Origin of the sequence: Muriicola sp. E247, assembly GCF_041358175.1 — a bacterium.
Taxonomy (GTDB): Bacteria; Bacteroidota; Bacteroidia; order Flavobacteriales; family Flavobacteriaceae; genus Muriicola.
Genome location: NZ_JBGKBE010000012.1, coordinates 63,918 through 81,320, shown reverse-complemented (window position 1 = coordinate 81,320; position 17,403 = coordinate 63,918). Strand labels below are relative to the sequence as shown.

The 17,403-nt window shown below is 44.3% G+C and carries 12 protein-coding genes and 1 tRNA gene; 10 read left to right on the top strand and 3 right to left on the bottom strand.

Annotation, left to right across the window (positions count from 1 at the left end; translation table 11 throughout):
- Positions 1-184: 184 nt before the first annotated feature.
- Both ACA086_RS14055 and ACA086_RS14050 read right to left on the bottom strand, forming a co-directional pair.
- Positions 185-258 (bottom strand) — tRNA-Pro (locus ACA086_RS14055).
- A gap of 2 nt (positions 259-260) precedes the next feature.
- Entirely contained in the window at positions 261-404 is a 144-nt protein-coding gene (locus ACA086_RS14050) for a hypothetical protein (RefSeq protein ID WP_371003981.1), read from the bottom strand.
- Between the two features lie 174 nt (positions 405-578).
- Here ACA086_RS14050 and ACA086_RS14045 point away from each other — a divergent pair, with 174 nt between their 5' ends.
- From ACA086_RS14045 to ACA086_RS14000, 10 genes are all read left to right on the top strand, one after another.
- The gene (locus ACA086_RS14045) at positions 579-1,607 is read left to right on the top strand and encodes a hypothetical protein (protein WP_371003980.1); all 1,029 of its coding nucleotides are present in this window, start codon (positions 579-581) and stop codon (positions 1,605-1,607) included.
- Between the two features lie 96 nt (positions 1,608-1,703).
- A complete protein-coding gene (locus ACA086_RS14040; RefSeq protein WP_371003979.1) occupies positions 1,704-2,096 on the top strand; it encodes a hypothetical protein in 393 nt (130 codons plus the stop codon).
- Positions 2,097-2,114: 18 nt separating this feature from the next.
- Positions 2,115-2,984 carry a DUF5777 family beta-barrel protein gene (locus ACA086_RS14035; RefSeq protein WP_371003978.1) on the top strand — a complete coding sequence of 290 codons (870 nt, stop codon included), beginning with the start codon at positions 2,115-2,117 and terminating at the stop codon, positions 2,982-2,984.
- 13 nt (positions 2,985-2,997) lie between these two features.
- A complete protein-coding gene (locus ACA086_RS14030; protein WP_371003977.1) occupies positions 2,998-3,261 on the top strand; it encodes a hypothetical protein in 264 nt (87 codons plus the stop codon).
- Between the two features lie 14 nt (positions 3,262-3,275).
- Positions 3,276-4,250, top strand: a complete 975-nt coding sequence (locus tag ACA086_RS14025; RefSeq protein WP_371003976.1) for a 4Fe-4S dicluster domain-containing protein — start codon at positions 3,276-3,278, stop codon at positions 4,248-4,250.
- On the top strand, positions 4,247-5,566 hold the full coding sequence (gene nrfD / locus ACA086_RS14020) for an NrfD/PsrC family molybdoenzyme membrane anchor subunit (RefSeq protein ID WP_371003975.1): 1,320 nt from the start codon (positions 4,247-4,249) through the stop codon (positions 5,564-5,566). Before ACA086_RS14025 ends, nrfD begins: the two co-directional genes overlap by 4 nt.
- Positions 5,563-6,438, top strand: a complete 876-nt coding sequence (locus tag ACA086_RS14015) for a hypothetical protein (protein WP_371003974.1) — start codon at positions 5,563-5,565, stop codon at positions 6,436-6,438. The genes nrfD and ACA086_RS14015 overlap by 4 nt, the downstream gene beginning before the upstream one ends.
- Before the next feature lie 6 nt (positions 6,439-6,444).
- Entirely contained in the window at positions 6,445-6,843 is a 399-nt protein-coding gene (locus tag ACA086_RS14010) for a cytochrome c (RefSeq protein WP_369748648.1), read from the top strand.
- A gap of 91 nt (positions 6,844-6,934) precedes the next feature.
- Complete coding sequence (locus ACA086_RS14005) at positions 6,935-8,203, top strand: hypothetical protein (protein WP_371003973.1); 1,269 nt, start codon at positions 6,935-6,937, stop codon at positions 8,201-8,203.
- On the top strand, positions 8,200-8,961 hold the full coding sequence (locus ACA086_RS14000) for a hypothetical protein (protein WP_371003972.1): 762 nt from the start codon (positions 8,200-8,202) through the stop codon (positions 8,959-8,961). The genes ACA086_RS14005 and ACA086_RS14000 overlap by 4 nt, the downstream gene beginning before the upstream one ends.
- Before the next feature lie 35 nt (positions 8,962-8,996).
- On the opposite strand, the gene ACA086_RS13995 is transcribed toward ACA086_RS14000, so the two are convergent.
- Entirely contained in the window at positions 8,997-17,342 is an 8,346-nt protein-coding gene (locus tag ACA086_RS13995; RefSeq protein WP_371003971.1) for a T9SS type B sorting domain-containing protein, read from the bottom strand.
- Between the last annotated feature and the right edge of the window lie 61 nt (positions 17,343-17,403).

Sequence of the window (17,403 nt, the reverse complement as noted above, 5' to 3'; positions counted from 1 at the left end):
GAGTCGCTTTCATTCTCAAAAGTATCAGGATTTAGAGAATCCTATAAAACCCTCCTGGTAAATGAAAAAGTAAACGCTATCGCGTTCTATTTTTTATTCCAAAGTCGCTTACCCAAACTGCGTTTGAGTCGCTTTTTTGGAATAAAAAAAGTGATTTGCATTTGCAAATCACTTTTTCGCTTAGTCGGGATGACAGGATTTGAACCTGCGACCACTCGGCCCCCAGCCGAGCACGCTACCAGACTGCGCCACATCCCGAATTAATTATTTTCATTCCCTTTCTCAACCAGCGACCACCCCTCAAGTGCGGAATACGTTACCAGCCTGTCCTGCTCTGCAGGAACGAACCACATCCCGGAATCGAGATGGCAAAAATAGGAAAGTTTATCGTATTCTATCAACAAAAAAGACTTGTTTTTCCCGACTTGTTTTGAGGTTCACTTTATTTCATTTTAACTTTTTATTAAGGATTATGCCTTAAATTTTAAGAGTTTTTTAAAACATGATAAAAGTCATTTTAATGGTGAATAAAGTCTTCTATTTTAGGACCATCAACAGTTATTAAAATAGGGAACCATATGAAAACTTCACATCTCCTTCGTATCCTGATGATCGCTATCTCAGGATTTTTATTTATCCAATGTACAAGTGATCTTGAAATTCCAGATCCAATTGCTGGTCCGGCAGGGGCCGACGGACGAGATGGGGTAGATGGAACTGACGGTGTGGATGGCACTGCTTCTTGTGTAAGCTGCCATTCCAACGCTACCCGGGAACCGTTATTGGCATCCTGGGATGTAGCTAAACACAATACAGGATTTGTAAGTTTTGCTGCAGGCAGGGCTGATTGTGCTCAATGCCATTCTGAAGAAGGTTATATCGATTATCTCAATATAGGAGAAGTGGACACTGCCGGATACACAAACCCTTCACGGTTTAACTGTACCACATGTCACGACAAACACAGTACCTTCGATTTTGAAAACGACGGTTTCGACTATGCTCTTCGCAATATCGAAGCGGTCACCCTGGTGATCGATGAAGCTACAGTGATCGATTTTGGTGATGCCAGCAATAACTGTATTACCTGTCACCAGCCGCGAAACAGCTATGAGATTCCATCCGGTACTGCCGACTATGAAATTACAAGTAAACGATTCGGGCCTCACCACGGACCTCAATCCACCATGCTCGAAGGTATAATGGGAGCCAATATTGCCGGAGCTGAAGCCTATCCGGGAGTCGGTTCGGCTACTCACAGGACAGGTTCTTCCTGTGTTAGTTGTCATATGGGTGAATCTTCAGATACGAGTCAGGGTCTACACTCCTGGGTTCCTACAGATGCAGCTTGTGTAGCCTGCCACCCCAACGGGGCACCTGATGAGATTGCTGGTTTTTCACAAGATATGGCTACCCTCCAAGCGCTGCTTGAAGCCAACAACATGTTCGATGTGGACGGCTACTATGTACCCGGAACGTACTCAGCTAAACTGGCTCAGGCCGCATGGAACTACAGGACCTTGCTGGAAGACAATAGTAATGGGATTCATAACCCCGCCTATACACGAGCCCTGTTAAAAAACTCTATAGAAGCATTACAAGAATAAGAATGGTCTGCACAAACTGCCTGAGTGATGATTTCTCCCGTGCAATTTGTACAAGGATCGGTATAGAATACGTGCCTTTCACATAAAACGAGGAAAATGAAAAAACATATCTCATTTTTACTGACTAGCGGATTGATCCTGTTTAACTTATCATGTTACTATGATCAGGAAATCGATCTGAGTCAACCCCTTCCGGATATCCCGGATAATCAGACCATTTCTTTTAGTACCGATATTGAACCACTCTTTTCCCAAAGTGGAAAGGATTGTACTGCCTGCCATGACGGAAATATAGCCAACCCGGATCTCAGAGCAGGTAATGCTTATGCTGACATACTACCGATAATTGTTCCGGGAGATGCAGAAGGAAGCACGTTTTATCAGCGATTACCGGGTAACGGACATCCTATCAGTGCAGGATTTGTTCTCAATAGTGACGAGCTCGCCCTGATAAAGGCCTGGATCGATAGAGGAGCCGAAAATAACTAACCAGAAAGATATTTCAACATGAAAAAACTGAGCTTCATTTTCATTTTCCTTCTACTTATACCACTGGCTGTTGTGTCTCAGGAAACCGAGACAGATACGGAGCCGCAGAAAGAAGTGGATAAACCAGAGCGGGCCACTTTTGAGAGTTCGTACATCATAGATAATCCCACCGATGTTCTTTCCATAAAGAACACCCTTGAAGTCCATATGGCCCACCGTTTTGGCGTGGTCAATTCAGGCACAAATGACCTCATAGGCATCTGGGCTCCTGCCAATATCAGGATCGCCCTTAGTTATGCCCTTCACGATAGACTGACCATCGGTTTTGGAACTTCCAAGTTTAACAGGCTTCAGGATTTTAACTGGAAAGTCGCCCTGCTTCGCCAGACCCGCTCAGGCAGAATCCCGGTCAATGTTACCTATTACGGCAACTTTGTGATTGATGCCCGGGGCAAGGAAAACTTCCTGGTTGAACAACACCGCTATTCCTATTTTAACCAGTTGATCATCTCCAGGCGATTTAATTCCAAATTATCCCTCCAAGGAGCTGCCAGTGTTTCACACTACAATCTGGTACCCCAGCAGATGAGAAACGACGTTGTTGCCATGTCTTTAGGAGGAAGGTACAAAGTGAGTTCACAAACTTCCATATTGGTAGATTATACACAGCCTTTTATACATCATCTGGATGGATCAGAATTTGATATGGATCCGGAAGCCGGATTTAGTGTTGGTGTTGAGTTCAGGACATCCTCACACGCATTTCAGTTGTTCCTGTCTAATTACCAGGGGATCGTTCCACAGCAAAATATCATGTTTAACCAGAACAATTTTTTTGAAGGAGATTTCCTGATCGGTTTCAACATCACACGTCTCTATAATTTCTAAATCTAATCAAACGATGGCTCAACCACCGAAAAAAGGCAAACCTATATCCAGGCGCGGAATTTTACCCCTACTGGGGACTTCCCTCCTACTCCCACTAGTCGGATATTCCAGGAGCCAGGAAAAAGAAGAAACTTTAGAAGAAGAGGAGTATGAAACTTTGTTAAAACCTGATGGGACTGTAGTAAAAGTAAAGGTCAAGGCCCTTAAGAAATCAAAGGTGGTTAAGAAAAATATTCCCAATTCTACTTTTTTACAGTGGCTGGAGAAAAAATTGTAATCCGATAGGAACCCATGGAAGAAAATTCAAAAAAATCGAGGCGTAAATTCCTGGACAGAGGCCTTAAAATAGGTGTTGCCGGAGTTTTAGGAGGGATCGGACTATCCAAATTATCTGCAAAATTTTCCTCTGACGAGAAAGCTTCCACTGGTGAAACCATGGAATTGATGACCACCGACGGAACTATTGTGGAAGTGGATACCTCTGAAGTCATGGAAGTAAGTCATGACCATCATTATTCCATGGACTACAATGTCAGGGAAGGGATTCCCAACAGGAAATTCGTGATGGTGGTAGATCTTGCAAAATGTAAAAATGCCTTAAAATGCCAGACTTCTTGTAACAAAAACCACTACATCACCGGAGACAATGCCTGGATCAAAGTTTACAAAATGCAGGAATCTCCGGATACGGCTCCTTACTGGATGCCTACAACATGCCAGCATTGTGACAAACCTGCCTGTGTTACGGTTTGCCCGGTTGACGCCACTTTTAAAAGGGAAGATGGCCTTGTATTAATTGACAATGAGCGTTGTATTGGATGCCGCTTCTGTATGGCTGCCTGTCCTTATTCCACCAGGGTATTTAACTGGGGAGATCCCGGACAGGAAGTGACCTTAAACCTCGACCTTACCGATTATGAACCCACCCCCGAGTACGCTGGGAAACCAAGTAAGATGGGAACCGTCGATAAATGTGATTTCTGCCCCCACATGGTGAAGCAGGGAGAATTGCCTCATTGCGTTACAGCCTGTCCTAATGGGGTGTTCTATTTCGGTGATAAATATGAAGATACCGTTACCAACGGGGAAGAAACGGTGAGACTCAGCAAGTTGCTAAAAGACAAAGCAGGGTATCGACTTCTGGAAAGTCTTGGTACAGAGCCCAGCGTGTATTATTTGCCCCCGGTGGACCGACTTGTAGAATTTGAGGATGGGTTGGAGTTCTACAAAGAATTTGAATCTGTTGAAAAACCTACTGAAGAATGAGAAATTACGATACCATCGTAGCGGATCTGGCCCCTCGAAAATTTGGTAGAAGAGGGATCATTTGGATTAGTATTCTTTCGCTGTTGATCGTTCTGGGGATCATTGCCTATGTGGATCAGGTCATTCAGGGACAGAAGGTGACAAATATGAATGATTATTCGCTTTGGGGTATTTATATCTCCAACTTTGTATTTTTCGTAGCCACCAGTTTTGTCGGGTCTGCAACTGTGGCCATTCTCAGACTAACTAAAAATGAATGGCGAACACCCCTTGTCAGGATTGCTGAAATTATAACCCTGGCATGTATTATCATGGCCGGCATTACCATCACTATTGACATGGCCAGGCCAGACAGAGTGATGTATTTATTCATCCACGCACGATTGCAATCCCCCATCACCTGGGACATTATCATCATCCCCACATTTATTGTGATCAGTCTTTTACTGCTTTATTTCCCATTGCTTCCTGATTTTGCCGTTCTAAAAAAATATTATGCAGAATCAAAACCGCGACTGAGCAAGTTGTATGGCAGACTGTCGCTGAAATGGACGGGAAATTCTGAGCAAAAAGCCCTGCATATAAAATCCATCAGGGTATTGTCGATATTAATTCTCATGGCCGGAGTCCTGCTTCAAACCATTGATGCCTGGCTTTTCTCCACAACCTATCGAATTGGATGGGACAGTTCGGCCTTTGCTCCATATTTTATATCGGGTGCCTTTGTAGCCGGGATAGGAGCCCTGGTAACCGTAATCTATGTTGTGAGGAGAACCCGGAAACTGGAAAATTATATCACCGAATACCACTTCGACAAAATGGGTAAATTACTTGCCCTGGCCTGTATTATCTACCTGTTCTTTAATATTAACGAATATGTGGTTCCTTTCTTTACAGCAAAAAAGGGAGAGGATGCCCATTTACATTCCCTGCTTGTAGGGAATTATGCCTTTCTGTTTTGGCTGGTAACCGTTGTTGGCCTGGTATTACCGGTTATCCTATTATTTTTTAAAAAAGGCCGAAAACCCTTTTCGATGTTCCTGATCGGGATGATCGTGGTCATAGGTTCATGGTGGAAGCGATATATCATCATCACCCCCACACTGCAGGAACCCATTTTGCCCATTCAGGGCGTCCCTGAATCATGGCATTCCTACTTTCCGAGTATGCACGAATGGGTTATTACGGTTGCCACCCTCGCAATGGCGCTTTTAATTATTACCCTGCTCATTCGTTTTCTACCTGCTGTTCCTATCCAGAGGACTGCAGATGAAGAAGAAGTTGCCAGTATACAATTAAAGCAGATCCCGTCATGAGAAAATCCAAATCTAATTTATCAGGCCTTCGCATTGTCTTTTGGATATTCATCCTCCCATTGATGGTATTTTCTTCCTATGGGCAGGAAGTACAAAAAAACAGGGTACGGATTAAGGCGGATTATATCAAGGTGATGAATTCGCAAAGCTACCTTGATATTAAGGTAATTTCCCGTATTGACCGCCAAATGCAGGATGTACCAAATATTGAGCTTGAAGTTTATTATGAATTTGACAACGATGAAATCCCTTTGGGGAAAACCAAGACAAATATGAGTGGCGCAAGTAGATTTATTCTACCGCCTCTTTCTGAAATAAAAGCCGATTCGACAGGTACCTATACCCTTGGGGTCGCATTCGGGGGTAACGAAAACTTTAAACGAGGTTCGAGATCAGTAAGTTTTAAAGATGCAAATATCATTACCCAATTACTGGAGATAGACAGTACCAACTATATCAAGGCTAGCATAACAAAGGCAATAGATACCACGCCGGTAGTGAATAGCTCCTTGAGAGTACAGGTACAGCGGCTTATCAGGCCATTAAAAATTGGAGAGGATTTCAATTATACCGATGAAAATGGCACCATCCTTGTCTCTGTTGAAAAAGGCATTCCAGGGCCTGAAGGAATACTTACCCTTGAAGTGGTGTTGGCCGACAGCGACGATTATGGGACGGTAAAAGCAATTACTAAGGCACCTTTGGGTGTACCTATTGTTAAGGATAACAGTTTTAACGAGAGGAGTCTTTGGGCACCCCGGGATAGGACACCCTATTTTATTTTGATATTTACTATCTTATTACTGGTATTGACCTGGGGCCCAATTATGTATTTAATTCGAAACCTTTATAAAATTTATAAATCTCAATAAACAATCATGAAAACAATTAAACAATTATTATTTCTGGGAGTAGTTTCCCTGGCCTTATACTCCTTTACCGATTATATACAGGAAAAGTGGGTGGTACCCGAGAAATATGTAAATATGAAGAATCCTACCAATCCTGATGAGGATCTGGATATAGGGAAGTCACTTTACAACCAGCATTGCAAATCCTGTCATGGTAAAGAAGGATATGGAGACGGGCCAAAAGCAGCTGAAATGACCGGAGATCTGGGAGATTTTTCTTCACAGGAATTTCAGGCACAGACCGATGGGGAATTGTTCTACAAGACTACTTTCGGACGAGACGATATGCCGGAATACACCAAAAAGATGCCAGATGATGAGGACCGCTGGCTGATTGTGAACTACATGCGAACCATGGAAGAATAAAAATCAAAGTAACATTTAAAACCCTTTTAAAGCCTATCATATTGATATGGGGAATGATCAGATAATGATTTATTTCAACAAAAATTAAAAGATGACGAACCAATTGCGATACATCAGTATTTCTCATATTTCGGCCAAAGTTGTGGATCGGGAGAGATTTTTTATTGCAGAGGAGGAAAAAAAATCATTACATCTGAAAATCTCAAGGAAATTTCCTGATATAGTCGGACTCTTATTCCTTGTTACCTGTAACCGAACAGAAATTTATTTTGAGTCGGGTAGAACAACCGCTGCGGATTTGTTAGATTTCCTTCTCCGGGAAAAAATGGGAGATGTAAAAAAGGAGGATCTTTCTCTTTTCGTAAAATCAGACGACTCTGAAATAACTGCGCATCACTTATTAGCAGTTTCAACTGGTTTGCTGTCCAAAGTGTGGGGTGATGCAGAGATCATACATCAGCTGAGAAAAGCCTACAAGACTACATTGGAGATGAAATTGCAGGGGTCACTTCTCGAAAGGGCCATGCAAATGGTATTTAGAAACCATAAAAGAATCCGAAATGAAACCCGATTCAGGGATGGTACTACTTCAGTGGCCTATAAGTCCTTAAAAATGATGGTGGAGACTTATGGGGCAGAGGAAATGAAAAACAAAAAAATCTTGCTTATAGGCGCCGGTGATATCGTAAAACAATGGTTTAAATACAACAGTAAGTTTAATTTTAAAGAAGTCGCCATAAGCAACAGAACCCTGAAAAATGCACAGCTGCTTGCCCGAAAGCACAGTGCAGATGTATTTTCATGGAACAAGGTATTGGCAAACAATTTCAGTGATTTCGACATCATTGTTGGGGCCGCGGGGAACAGTCACCACCTGGTAAAGCATTTGAACAAATACGAAAAACCACGCTTACTTATTGATCTTGGCCTCCCCAGTAATATGGATCCTGATCTCTCTGAAATTCCAGAAGTTACGCTTTACAATCTTGATGCTATTTCAACGGCATTGGAAAAAACCAAAACTCAGCGCAAAAAGGCGGTTAAAAAGGTCTCTCAGATCAACAAAGAAGAACTTCTTTTATTTCAAAAATGGTTAAGGGAGGCCCCACTGCGCAAACTCCTGGCCCAGCAAAAGATATTTATTGTTAAAAATACGGCCGGATATTTGAAAAAATCCATGAAAATAGTTGATCCGGAGAAGATAAATATGGTAACAAACCGGGTCATCAGAAAGCTTTACCACAACCCCTCCTCCATCACATCACAGAAAGATATTCACCAGTTAATAGTCCGGCAGGCATTTTTTGAAGATTCCAATAAGAGGACCTTCTTTCGCATGCCCAAGAATTCAGAATTATGAAAAAGTTGTTCGTTCCATTCGGGACAATATTTGTTTTTATATCACTATTATCCTGTCTTGACGGCCCTAAATCAAAGGAACCCTATACGATCACCAGAACCATTGACAAGTCGATCCTGGATCCTGATGTGAGTCGGGAAATGCACGAGGTGATCGTTAAAGAGGTCATCCCCGGTAACAAATACGTATATGTGCTGGTGGAAGAAGACGGGCGTTCTTTCTGGATCTCATCCGGAAAACAGCAGCTGAAAAAAGGGGAAACCTATTACTACAACGAAGCCATCCTCAAGACCCAATTTGAAAGCAAGGAACACAACAGGGTCTTTGATACTTTATACCTTGTGACCTCACTGATTCCGGAAGAACACGGCAAAGGAGTCCACGGATTGAGCTCGGGTAAAGTGGGTGATAAACAGCTGGAGATCGTCAAAAAAAGTATTGTGGAAGAGCAAGATAGTACAGCGGTTTTCGCTGGACGAATCAGAATAGCTGACCTGGTTACTGATCCGGAAAAATACGCTGGAAAGAAAATAGAACTCGAAGGCATTTGCACCAAGGTAAATATGGGAATTATGGGACGGAATTGGGTGCACCTGCAGGATGGAAGCAAAGACGACTACGACCTGGTCATCACCTCAACAGAAACCGTTGATCCAGGAACAGAAATCACAATTCAAGGTATTGTTCAACTCAATGTGGATTTCGGCAGTGGATACACCTATCCCATTCTTGTGGAGAACGGAGTACTTGTTCAATAAAAAGCGATAAAAAAATATACTCCTACCTAAGCAGGCTAGCGATACAGGGTAAAATGCCCTACGTACTGTTGCTTTTCCTTGTCGTTCGCATTGACCACATACCAGTAATCCCCTGTTGGTAATTCGCTGCCTTCATAGGTTCCATCCCATGAAGTTACCTGATTCAGAACAGCTACAACACGTCCATAGCGGTCATATATCTTCACATCGATATTGGGGAAAAGATCTCTGTTTTTAGGGAACCAGACATCATTATTGTTATCCCCGTCAGGAGTAAAGAAGTTAGGAATATCGAGCATTCCGGTAAAGTCGAACGGAATTGACATAGTGGCTTCACAACCTTGCTCGTCTACTACTCTTACCGTTACGTTTGAATCTTCGAAGACCTCATAGGTATTTACATCCCCAAAAGATATTCCCTGGAAGAAGTATTCATAGCCCCCAAATCCGCCTGTTGCTGTAGCAGTAAGCTCATTTGGTCCGGTTTTTACCAGATCAAGAGTTAATGGATCATACTGGTCTATGGTAAAGTCTACAAAGGTGCTACAGCCGTTGGAATGGTAAATATATACGGTATGGTCACCTGGGGGAAGATCACCCCATGTTCGGTTATCATCTGCAAGAGCAGTAATCGCATCTGTTGGGTCTGCAGGATCAAGTGCAAACAAGATCTCTGAGTACTGAGAAGTATCCTGTACGGAAACGACAGTGGTATTATTGGGGAATATCCCATCACACCCATAATTAATCACGGCTTCTGGCTGGAGGTCGACACCGATTCCCACGGGTACGATGACATTGGTCTCGCAACCTCTGGCATCCCGGATAAAAATCACATAGGTTTCACCTCCGCGTAGATTGGTAAACGTCATTGTCGGATTAGGTGCAAAATCTGCCGGATCGGAAGAATTCAAAGCAAACTCATACGGAGCTGTTCCTCCGTTTACAAAAACGGTAACCGCCCCATCTTCATCGCCCAGACAGGTCTCAGGAATTGAATTACCAATTCCGGCCACCAGTTCGGTAGGTTCGGTAATGGTTATTGTCTGTGTGATGGTACACCCAAGATCATCCTGAATAATCACCTCATAACTTCTAGGTTCAAGATCGGTAAAAGTCTTCCTGTTGGGGAACATCGGATCATCACCTTCAAAAAACTCACTTAACTGATCAGCAATAGAATATCGAATCACTCCAGTTCCTCCACTGGCTTCAATAATTAGTTGTCCGTCTACATCACCAAAACAACTTACGGGAACCGCTTCAATATAATCCAGTACGAGGGGTGGAGGATCCACGATGGTTATAGGGGTGGAAATAGCTGTACAGCCACCACTTTCGGCATATACCCAGTAGGTACCCGGACCCAGGTCACGGAAGATACCCGACGACTGAGCCGATCTTTCTGTATTTCCGGCCGTAGGAAGTGGGGGTACATCCGAATTAAGCAGGGTATATACATAATTCCCGATCCCACCGAAGGCCTCGGAACGGATAATTCCTGTCGCTTCTCCTGCACAATTAATAGTTGCGTTGGTAAGATCAAGAGCAATCACGAGGGGTGCAGCAGGATCCAGGGAAATCTGGTTAGAAATCTCAAACGGACACCCATTAGAATTTTGAACATCGTATTGGAACGGCCCGGGATCCAGGGTAATATCCTCGGTAATCTGAACCACCGTGGCCAGGGGATCGATTGTACTCAGAGGAATAAACGGATCGGCCGTACCTGATCTTCTGTAAAAATAACTTACTCCGGGTTCGGGATTGGTAATAGTCAGTTCCATAATTCCAAAATCACCACAGCCGGGAGGTTGTAATTCAACCAGTTCGGCTATAACCACTTCGGGATCTACTATAGTGATCGGAATAGTTGTATAACTACAAGACCAACCGTCGAATACTGTAATGGTATAGTCTCCTGAAGACAGGTTGGCAAAAGACGGGGTAGTCTGAAGTCCACTACTAGTTCCTTCGGTAATCCTGTTTAATTGATACAGATAGTTTCCTGCACCTTGTCCGCCACTCACATTAAAGGCTTCAATAACACCATTGTTGTCATTGTTACACTGCAAAGGAGCTGTTATTTGAATATCAGCATAGATAGGTGTTGGCAGGGCCAGATCAATTGTATTGGTTGCAGTACACCCTTCCAGATCGCGCACATTAATGGTATAAGTTCCATCAGATAAATTAGTTATACTCTGATTTGTACTTGGGAAATCCTGAATGATGGTTGTTCCATCAGGAGCTATAACCTGATATTCATAAGTTCCCCAGCCTCCGTCTCCGGTTAGGAATATCTCCCCGATTCCGGGAATGGCACAGGTCACCTCAGCTGTCTGCTGAATAGCAACGGTGAGGGCCCTGTCGGGTTGTCTTACCGTGGCCACGTTACTTACCGTGTCACAGAAAGGATCATCGAGAGCTTCCACGTGGACAACAAGGTTACCCGCCGGCAGGCCAGTTATCACTCCGGGATTCTGCCCGATAATATTAGTATCGAAAGTTCCGGTCACCCCGGTGGTCGTCTCAACTCCCATGTTATCTCTTGAAAACACTTCATAGTTATAGACTCCGGTGTAACCATTTATCTGAATACTTATCTCGCCATCGGTACCGTTGAAACAACTCACAGGTTGTACCTCTGCGATGACTGCATCGATCGTATTATACTCGGGCACATTGACGACAGCTGTCAGATATGAACAGCCGGCATTCCCAATATCGGTAACTGTAAATATGTAATCTCCGGGCGTACTAATACTCCATACTACCCTGTCTGTACCGCCGGAATTCTGTACTGCAGCTGATCCCAGAGGAAGGATTTCAACATCGTAATTTCCGGGGCCCTGATCTACAATAATCTCAATAGAACCGGGATTTACTCCTACTCCACTCGCATCACAAGAAAGCGGGTTTACATTGTAGGTAAATGTCAGATCGGTAGGCGCATTAATAGTAATAGTATCGGTAATTTCGCATCCGTTCTGATCTCGGGCAGTTAAGATTATAGTTTGGTTAGTACCATTATCAATCACTTCAAAAGTATTGCTCGTCTGGAAATTGGTCCCGTCAAAGGCAGGGGTGCCGTCATTCATACTATAGGTATATGGCGCAGTACCTGTATCTATCCCGGAACCGTCTCCATTGGTGTCAGTGTAAATGGTGATGGTTGCTGTATTAAACCGATTGTTGTTAGGGTCACAGGTAAAATCGGTATTCACTGTATTTATTTGAAGGGGAGAAGGTTCTGCTATGATGATATCTCCTGATCTGTCGGTACAACCTCTGTCAGAGATAACCTCAACCTGGTAGGTACCTGGCGCCAGATTATCAAACAATGAAATTCCCTGTGGGCCCTGTAAAACAGTAGCAGTTCCTCCGTCATAAAGTACATATGAAAATGGACTGTCGGTATCTGTTCCCGGAAGTAACTCAACTCCAATAAACCCGTCATTAGCCCCGTTACATGTTACATCGCCAAAGGGAGTGGCAGAAATTACCGGATTGGTCACAACGGTTACATCAACCGTTGTGGTATCCGAACAGAGTGGGATTGTATTAGAATCCAGATCGGTAACCAGAATAGAATAGGAACCGGGAAGGATGTTTATAAACACAGGGTCGTTTACCTGCACAATAACCGGATTGATTCCGTCATCCAGTTCATATTGGAAATTTCCACTACCTCCACTGGTGTTTACTGTAATAACCCCGTCGCCGGCATTACAGGTAGGTTCTGATGTTGCACTGGCCGAAATCGCAAAGAAATCGAACACACGGGCTACTACTGTATTGGTACACCCGTTTCCATCCCTTACGGTAATGGTATAGTCACCCGGGTTAGGAACAATAAAGTTGGGGCTCGACTGGAATCCACCGCCTATATCATACTGAAAAGTATCTTCTGGCAGACCTGAGCCTGTACTCAGAGGACTAAGAACATCTATAGTATAGTTGGCCACAGCTGTACACTGGTTACTTACATCAACGGTCGGTACAGGCACACCGGGATCAGCCGTAACTGTTACGGTCGTAAAGCTCGTACACCCAAAACTGTCCTGAACATAAAAATCATAATTTGCAGGATAAGGTCCGGGGATTACATAGGTAGTCTGGGCAGTAAATACGCCCGGAGCAGGGTTGCCTGATGGAACATAGGCAAAGCCATAGGGTGAGGTTCCGCCATTCCCTCTAACCGTGACTAATGCACCTACATTACAGGTGGCTGGAATATTGTTATCTATTACTATAGCAGGAACATTTGGGACAATATCAACAAGAGTACTGGCATTACAACTCGTATTGTTATCCTCAACCAGTATCTGATAATTCCCCGCTGGCAGGGCCGTAAAGCTTCCGTTGTAAGGTATGGGTTCATTATTCAGCACTGTGGGACCACTGATTATAGCTCCTGTATTTGTATCCTGCAACTGAATGGTAATATCAGCCGGTGAACCGATGCCCGTTACCTGAAAATCGATCACGCCATCCGCATTTGGGGCACATGATGCCGTTGTTGCCGTAGCGACTACCGAAAGTGGTGAAGGACCTAAAATTGGATCTATTTGTTCTATATACGTACATCCTAATGCATCCTGAACCTGCACAAAATATGTTACACCAAATGTTATCTGTCCTGCGAAATCATGAATATCAATCCCGTTGACATTCGCCGGAACCAGAGGGTTTCCCACTAAACCAAATAAATATGGTGCCGTACCTCCACTGGCCTGAAATCTGTACGTAATCCAGGGATCTGTACAATTGAGTGGCGGTACATCGAGCGGTGTAAGGACAATTTGATTTTGTACTATGGTAACTGTATCCCTATCCTCACAGCCTGAAGCATCTTGTGTAATAACAGTATATGTGCCAGGGACTAAATTTGGAAAATTTACTGCGGTGAGTGGTGTTGGCCCTACCGTTGTAATAGTTACTCCATTAATATCTTGAAGAATGTAAGTGTAAAGTGAAGTACCATTCGCAACACTTACTACGTCAATAGATCCCTCCACAGTAGGGGCGGCACAGACCGCATCGTTAGCCACAACAGTGGCATCAATGGCCGCACTGGCGTTTATAGTTGCAGATAGCAAAGGAGTGGTACAACCCCTGCTGTCTCTGATCATAAAAGTGTTGTATGTGCCGGGAGCAAATCCTGAGAATACGTTTTGTGCCCCATAGGTGGTTCCGTTATCGTCACTGAATTCATAGGGTGGAACTCCAAAATTAGTATCAGCGGTAAGGGTGATGATCCCGTTATCATCCCCACAACTGGTATCTGTTGCTGTGGCAACACCCACAATGGATTCGGGAGGGGAAATTGTGACCACATTCGTTTCCGTGGTACATCCCCGGCTATCACTTACCAGAAACTGGAAAGTAGTATCTGTGGTTATAGATCCATCATTAGGTATACTATATACAAATGAATTTCCAGTTATGTTGTTCGAATTGGACGTATAGGCTGCCCCATCAACACTTACCTCATAAATATCATAATCGCCTCCTGACGGATATCCGTCGGTGATGGTTACCTGGATCTGAGCATCAGGTCCGCCACAATTGAGTTCAGTAATGGTTACGGCAGTGGCCGAAATCTCGTCTGCTATATTTAAGGTAACTGAATCTCTACAATCATTGGCATCATTAACCTCCACCGTATAAGTCCCTGGGGTAAGGTTGTTGAAGGTGCTCCCTCCTACCCAAAGTCCACCATTTATTCTGTACTGATATGGAGGCAGGCCACCGGCTGCGTTTACAGCAATGGTGGCTGCATCTGTGTTGTCGTAACAATAGTCAGTGGCCCCATTGTCAATTGTTAGTGTGGGAGCTGCCAGGGAAGTTAGGGTAAAGCTATCGGTTATTGTACAACCATTAGCATCCGTAACACTCACCTGGTAGAGTCCGTCGAGCGATAAATTTGAAAAGGTATTTCCGTTTTTCGGGCCTCTTATAGAAAGGTCGGGTTGTGTGAGGGTATATCGGTTACCTCCCCAGCCTCCAACAGTATTGATGGTAACACTACCGATATTACCATTCTGGCAACTCATAGGTGTCACATTGAGGCTACTGATGGCAAAAGCTACGGCAGGCTCCTCAATAACAAGAGTAGCTGTATCGGTACAATTCGTATCCTCATCTGTAACGTTAATCACGTAACTTCCGGCACTGAGACCGGTTAGGGAAATGATCCCATTACTTTCCCCTGTATTCAACGGGCCGGCATCGATGCTGTAGCTATAGGTTGTAGCAAATCCATCCACCAGGAATCGACCTTCCCCATCATTGTCCCCCACACAAGTAACTACTCTGGTTGCCTGTGCCTGAACAGAAATAGAGCTGATATCGGTTATCGCGAATACTTCATCGTAGGAACAACCTTCATTATCAGTCACTCTGAAAGTATATGTCCCGAGGCCTAGTCCGGTAAAAACCGGGTTATTTCCATTGTTGATCGCACTGGCTGCCGGGGCAATGATCTCATAGGTATAAGGTGCCGTACCATCAGTAACCGCAACGGTAACCGATGCTGTACTTGTTAGACAGTCGATGCTGGATATAGTAAAATCCATATCCGTAGGCTTATCCAGGGCGTTAAATACAATCGGGGCCAAACTCTGGACACAACCATTGGCATCCCTGATTTGAGGGGTATAGGTTCCAACTCCCAGATTGGTAAATACAGTTGTTCCACTAAAACCGGCTCCAATGCTGTAATCGTAAGGCCCGGTCCCCCCCGAAACGCCCGAGATAGTAATCTGTCCTCCATTTTCATTAAGACAGGTAGGTGAACTGTCTGCAGTTGCCGTGGCCGTGATATTCGATGGAGTACCCACCGTTTCTACTGTAGCTGGGGTGGTACATGTAAAACTACCCTGCTGATAACGAATCATAACGTCATAGCTCCCTGGGGCCAGCCCGGTAAAAATATTACTACTTTGATAACTAAGGCCGTTGTTGTTACTGAATTCAAGATTGTACCCGAATCCGTTAGTAACCGTAACGGTGATACTACCGTCATTGGCTCCCCCACAATTCGCATCCTGAGTAGTAACATTGTATACTGGTGGTGGCAGGTCTTCTACATCCACACTGGCCGTCTTGGTACAGCCGTTTGCATCTTCAATTAGAATAGCGTAGGTACCCGCAGAAGCCACGGTAAAAACAGCTGAACTGGCATAAGAGGCACTGAAAGTAGCCCCGCCATCAAGGCTATACCTGTAGGGTGAAGTTCCTCCCGAAGTGCCAATAGTAACATCTACGGTTGCTGCCCCACACCCAAAACTATCGTTAGCCGTTGCCGAAACTGCAATAGGGCTGATCCCGTTCCCTATCACAATGGGGTCCGAATTGACATCCAGGGTGATCAGTTCATTACATTTATTGGTCTCTACCCTCACGCTATAAGTTCCCGGACTCACATTGGCAAAAGTGTAGTTACTGGCTGCGTCAGGTCCGAAGGTATCTACAGTTACAGCGTTCTTTATAAGTCGGTAAGTAAAGAATCCTGGTACTCCGGTGACCTGTACATCAATACTTCCCAGCTGTCCGCTACAAAGAATATCATTGGCAGTTACATCTACATTGATGTCGAGACTTTGAACTGTAACAGAATTAGATGGAAAGAGACATGAGCTGCTCGAAACGTTCTTAAGCCTCACGTATACCATATAGGTCCCCGGGGCTGTGATATCGAAATACGGAGTATCCTGGTAAGGCCCGGCCGGAGTGTTAAGGCTGTATTCGTACCCTGCAGGAACATTGGTAATCTCAACCCTTCCCGGGTTTCCACAGATAATATCCTCTTTGATCAACTGTGGATTCAGGGGATTTAAGGTGGATTTGAAATAGTAGTACTGCCCTCCGTCTACCCTAACCCTGAATTCCCCGCTTGTGGATAAGTCGTAGGTAGCTCCCGTTCCCACGGTATCATAACAGGTATTATTAGTATTTGCACAATCTTCCACTACAGAAGCTGCACAACGATTAGGGTCTAATTTTTGCCATTCGTAGGTAGATCCGGCCTGACTTAAGCTTAAGGTTCGTACATCACTGGTACCACAGAGAAAGAATTTGGCCAGCGTACTTCCGTCATTAGGGCAGGTGACCTCTTCATCGGCCCCAATGATAATGGTGACAAACATTGGGCTGGCCGGGGCCAGAGCAAGTTCAGCCTCCTTAGAGGAAGCAATGGAACTGTGAAAGGCCTCGGTATCCTTTGCTTCCACATGGGATACTACCTCTGTGGAAACGCCGTCAAACCTTGAAAAAAAGCTGTATACGCTTGGATTTGCTATGGCCGATGTACCTATGATACAGAACGCCAACCAAAGCACGGCATACAAAAAATGCCTGAATTTTTTAGGGAGCATAGGTTAATCCATATTATGGCGAGAATATGTTGATTTGGGATCAGTATATTCAGAGCGTAGT

Excerpts from the sequence above, each read along its gene's own strand:
- ACA086_RS14045 (WP_371003980.1), top strand. The coding sequence starts at position 579 with ATGAAAACTTCACATCTCCTTCGTATCCTGATGATCGCTATCTCAGGA.
- ACA086_RS14040 (WP_371003979.1), top strand. The coding sequence starts at position 1,704 with ATGAAAAAACATATCTCATTTTTACTGACTAGCGGATTGATCCTGTTT.
- ACA086_RS14035 (WP_371003978.1), top strand. The coding sequence starts at position 2,115 with ATGAAAAAACTGAGCTTCATTTTCATTTTCCTTCTACTTATACCACTG.
- ACA086_RS14030 (WP_371003977.1), top strand. The coding sequence starts at position 2,998 with ATGGCTCAACCACCGAAAAAAGGCAAACCTATATCCAGGCGCGGAATT.
- ACA086_RS14025 (WP_371003976.1), top strand. The coding sequence starts at position 3,276 with ATGGAAGAAAATTCAAAAAAATCGAGGCGTAAATTCCTGGACAGAGGC.
- nrfD (WP_371003975.1), top strand. The coding sequence starts at position 4,247 with ATGAGAAATTACGATACCATCGTAGCGGATCTGGCCCCTCGAAAATTT.
- ACA086_RS14015 (WP_371003974.1), top strand. The coding sequence starts at position 5,563 with ATGAGAAAATCCAAATCTAATTTATCAGGCCTTCGCATTGTCTTTTGG.
- ACA086_RS14010 (WP_369748648.1), top strand. The coding sequence starts at position 6,445 with ATGAAAACAATTAAACAATTATTATTTCTGGGAGTAGTTTCCCTGGCC.
- ACA086_RS14005 (WP_371003973.1), top strand. The coding sequence starts at position 6,935 with ATGACGAACCAATTGCGATACATCAGTATTTCTCATATTTCGGCCAAA.
- ACA086_RS14000 (WP_371003972.1), top strand. The coding sequence starts at position 8,200 with ATGAAAAAGTTGTTCGTTCCATTCGGGACAATATTTGTTTTTATATCA.
- ACA086_RS13995 (WP_371003971.1), bottom strand. The coding sequence starts at position 17,342 with ATGCTCCCTAAAAAATTCAGGCATTTTTTGTATGCCGTGCTTTGGTTG.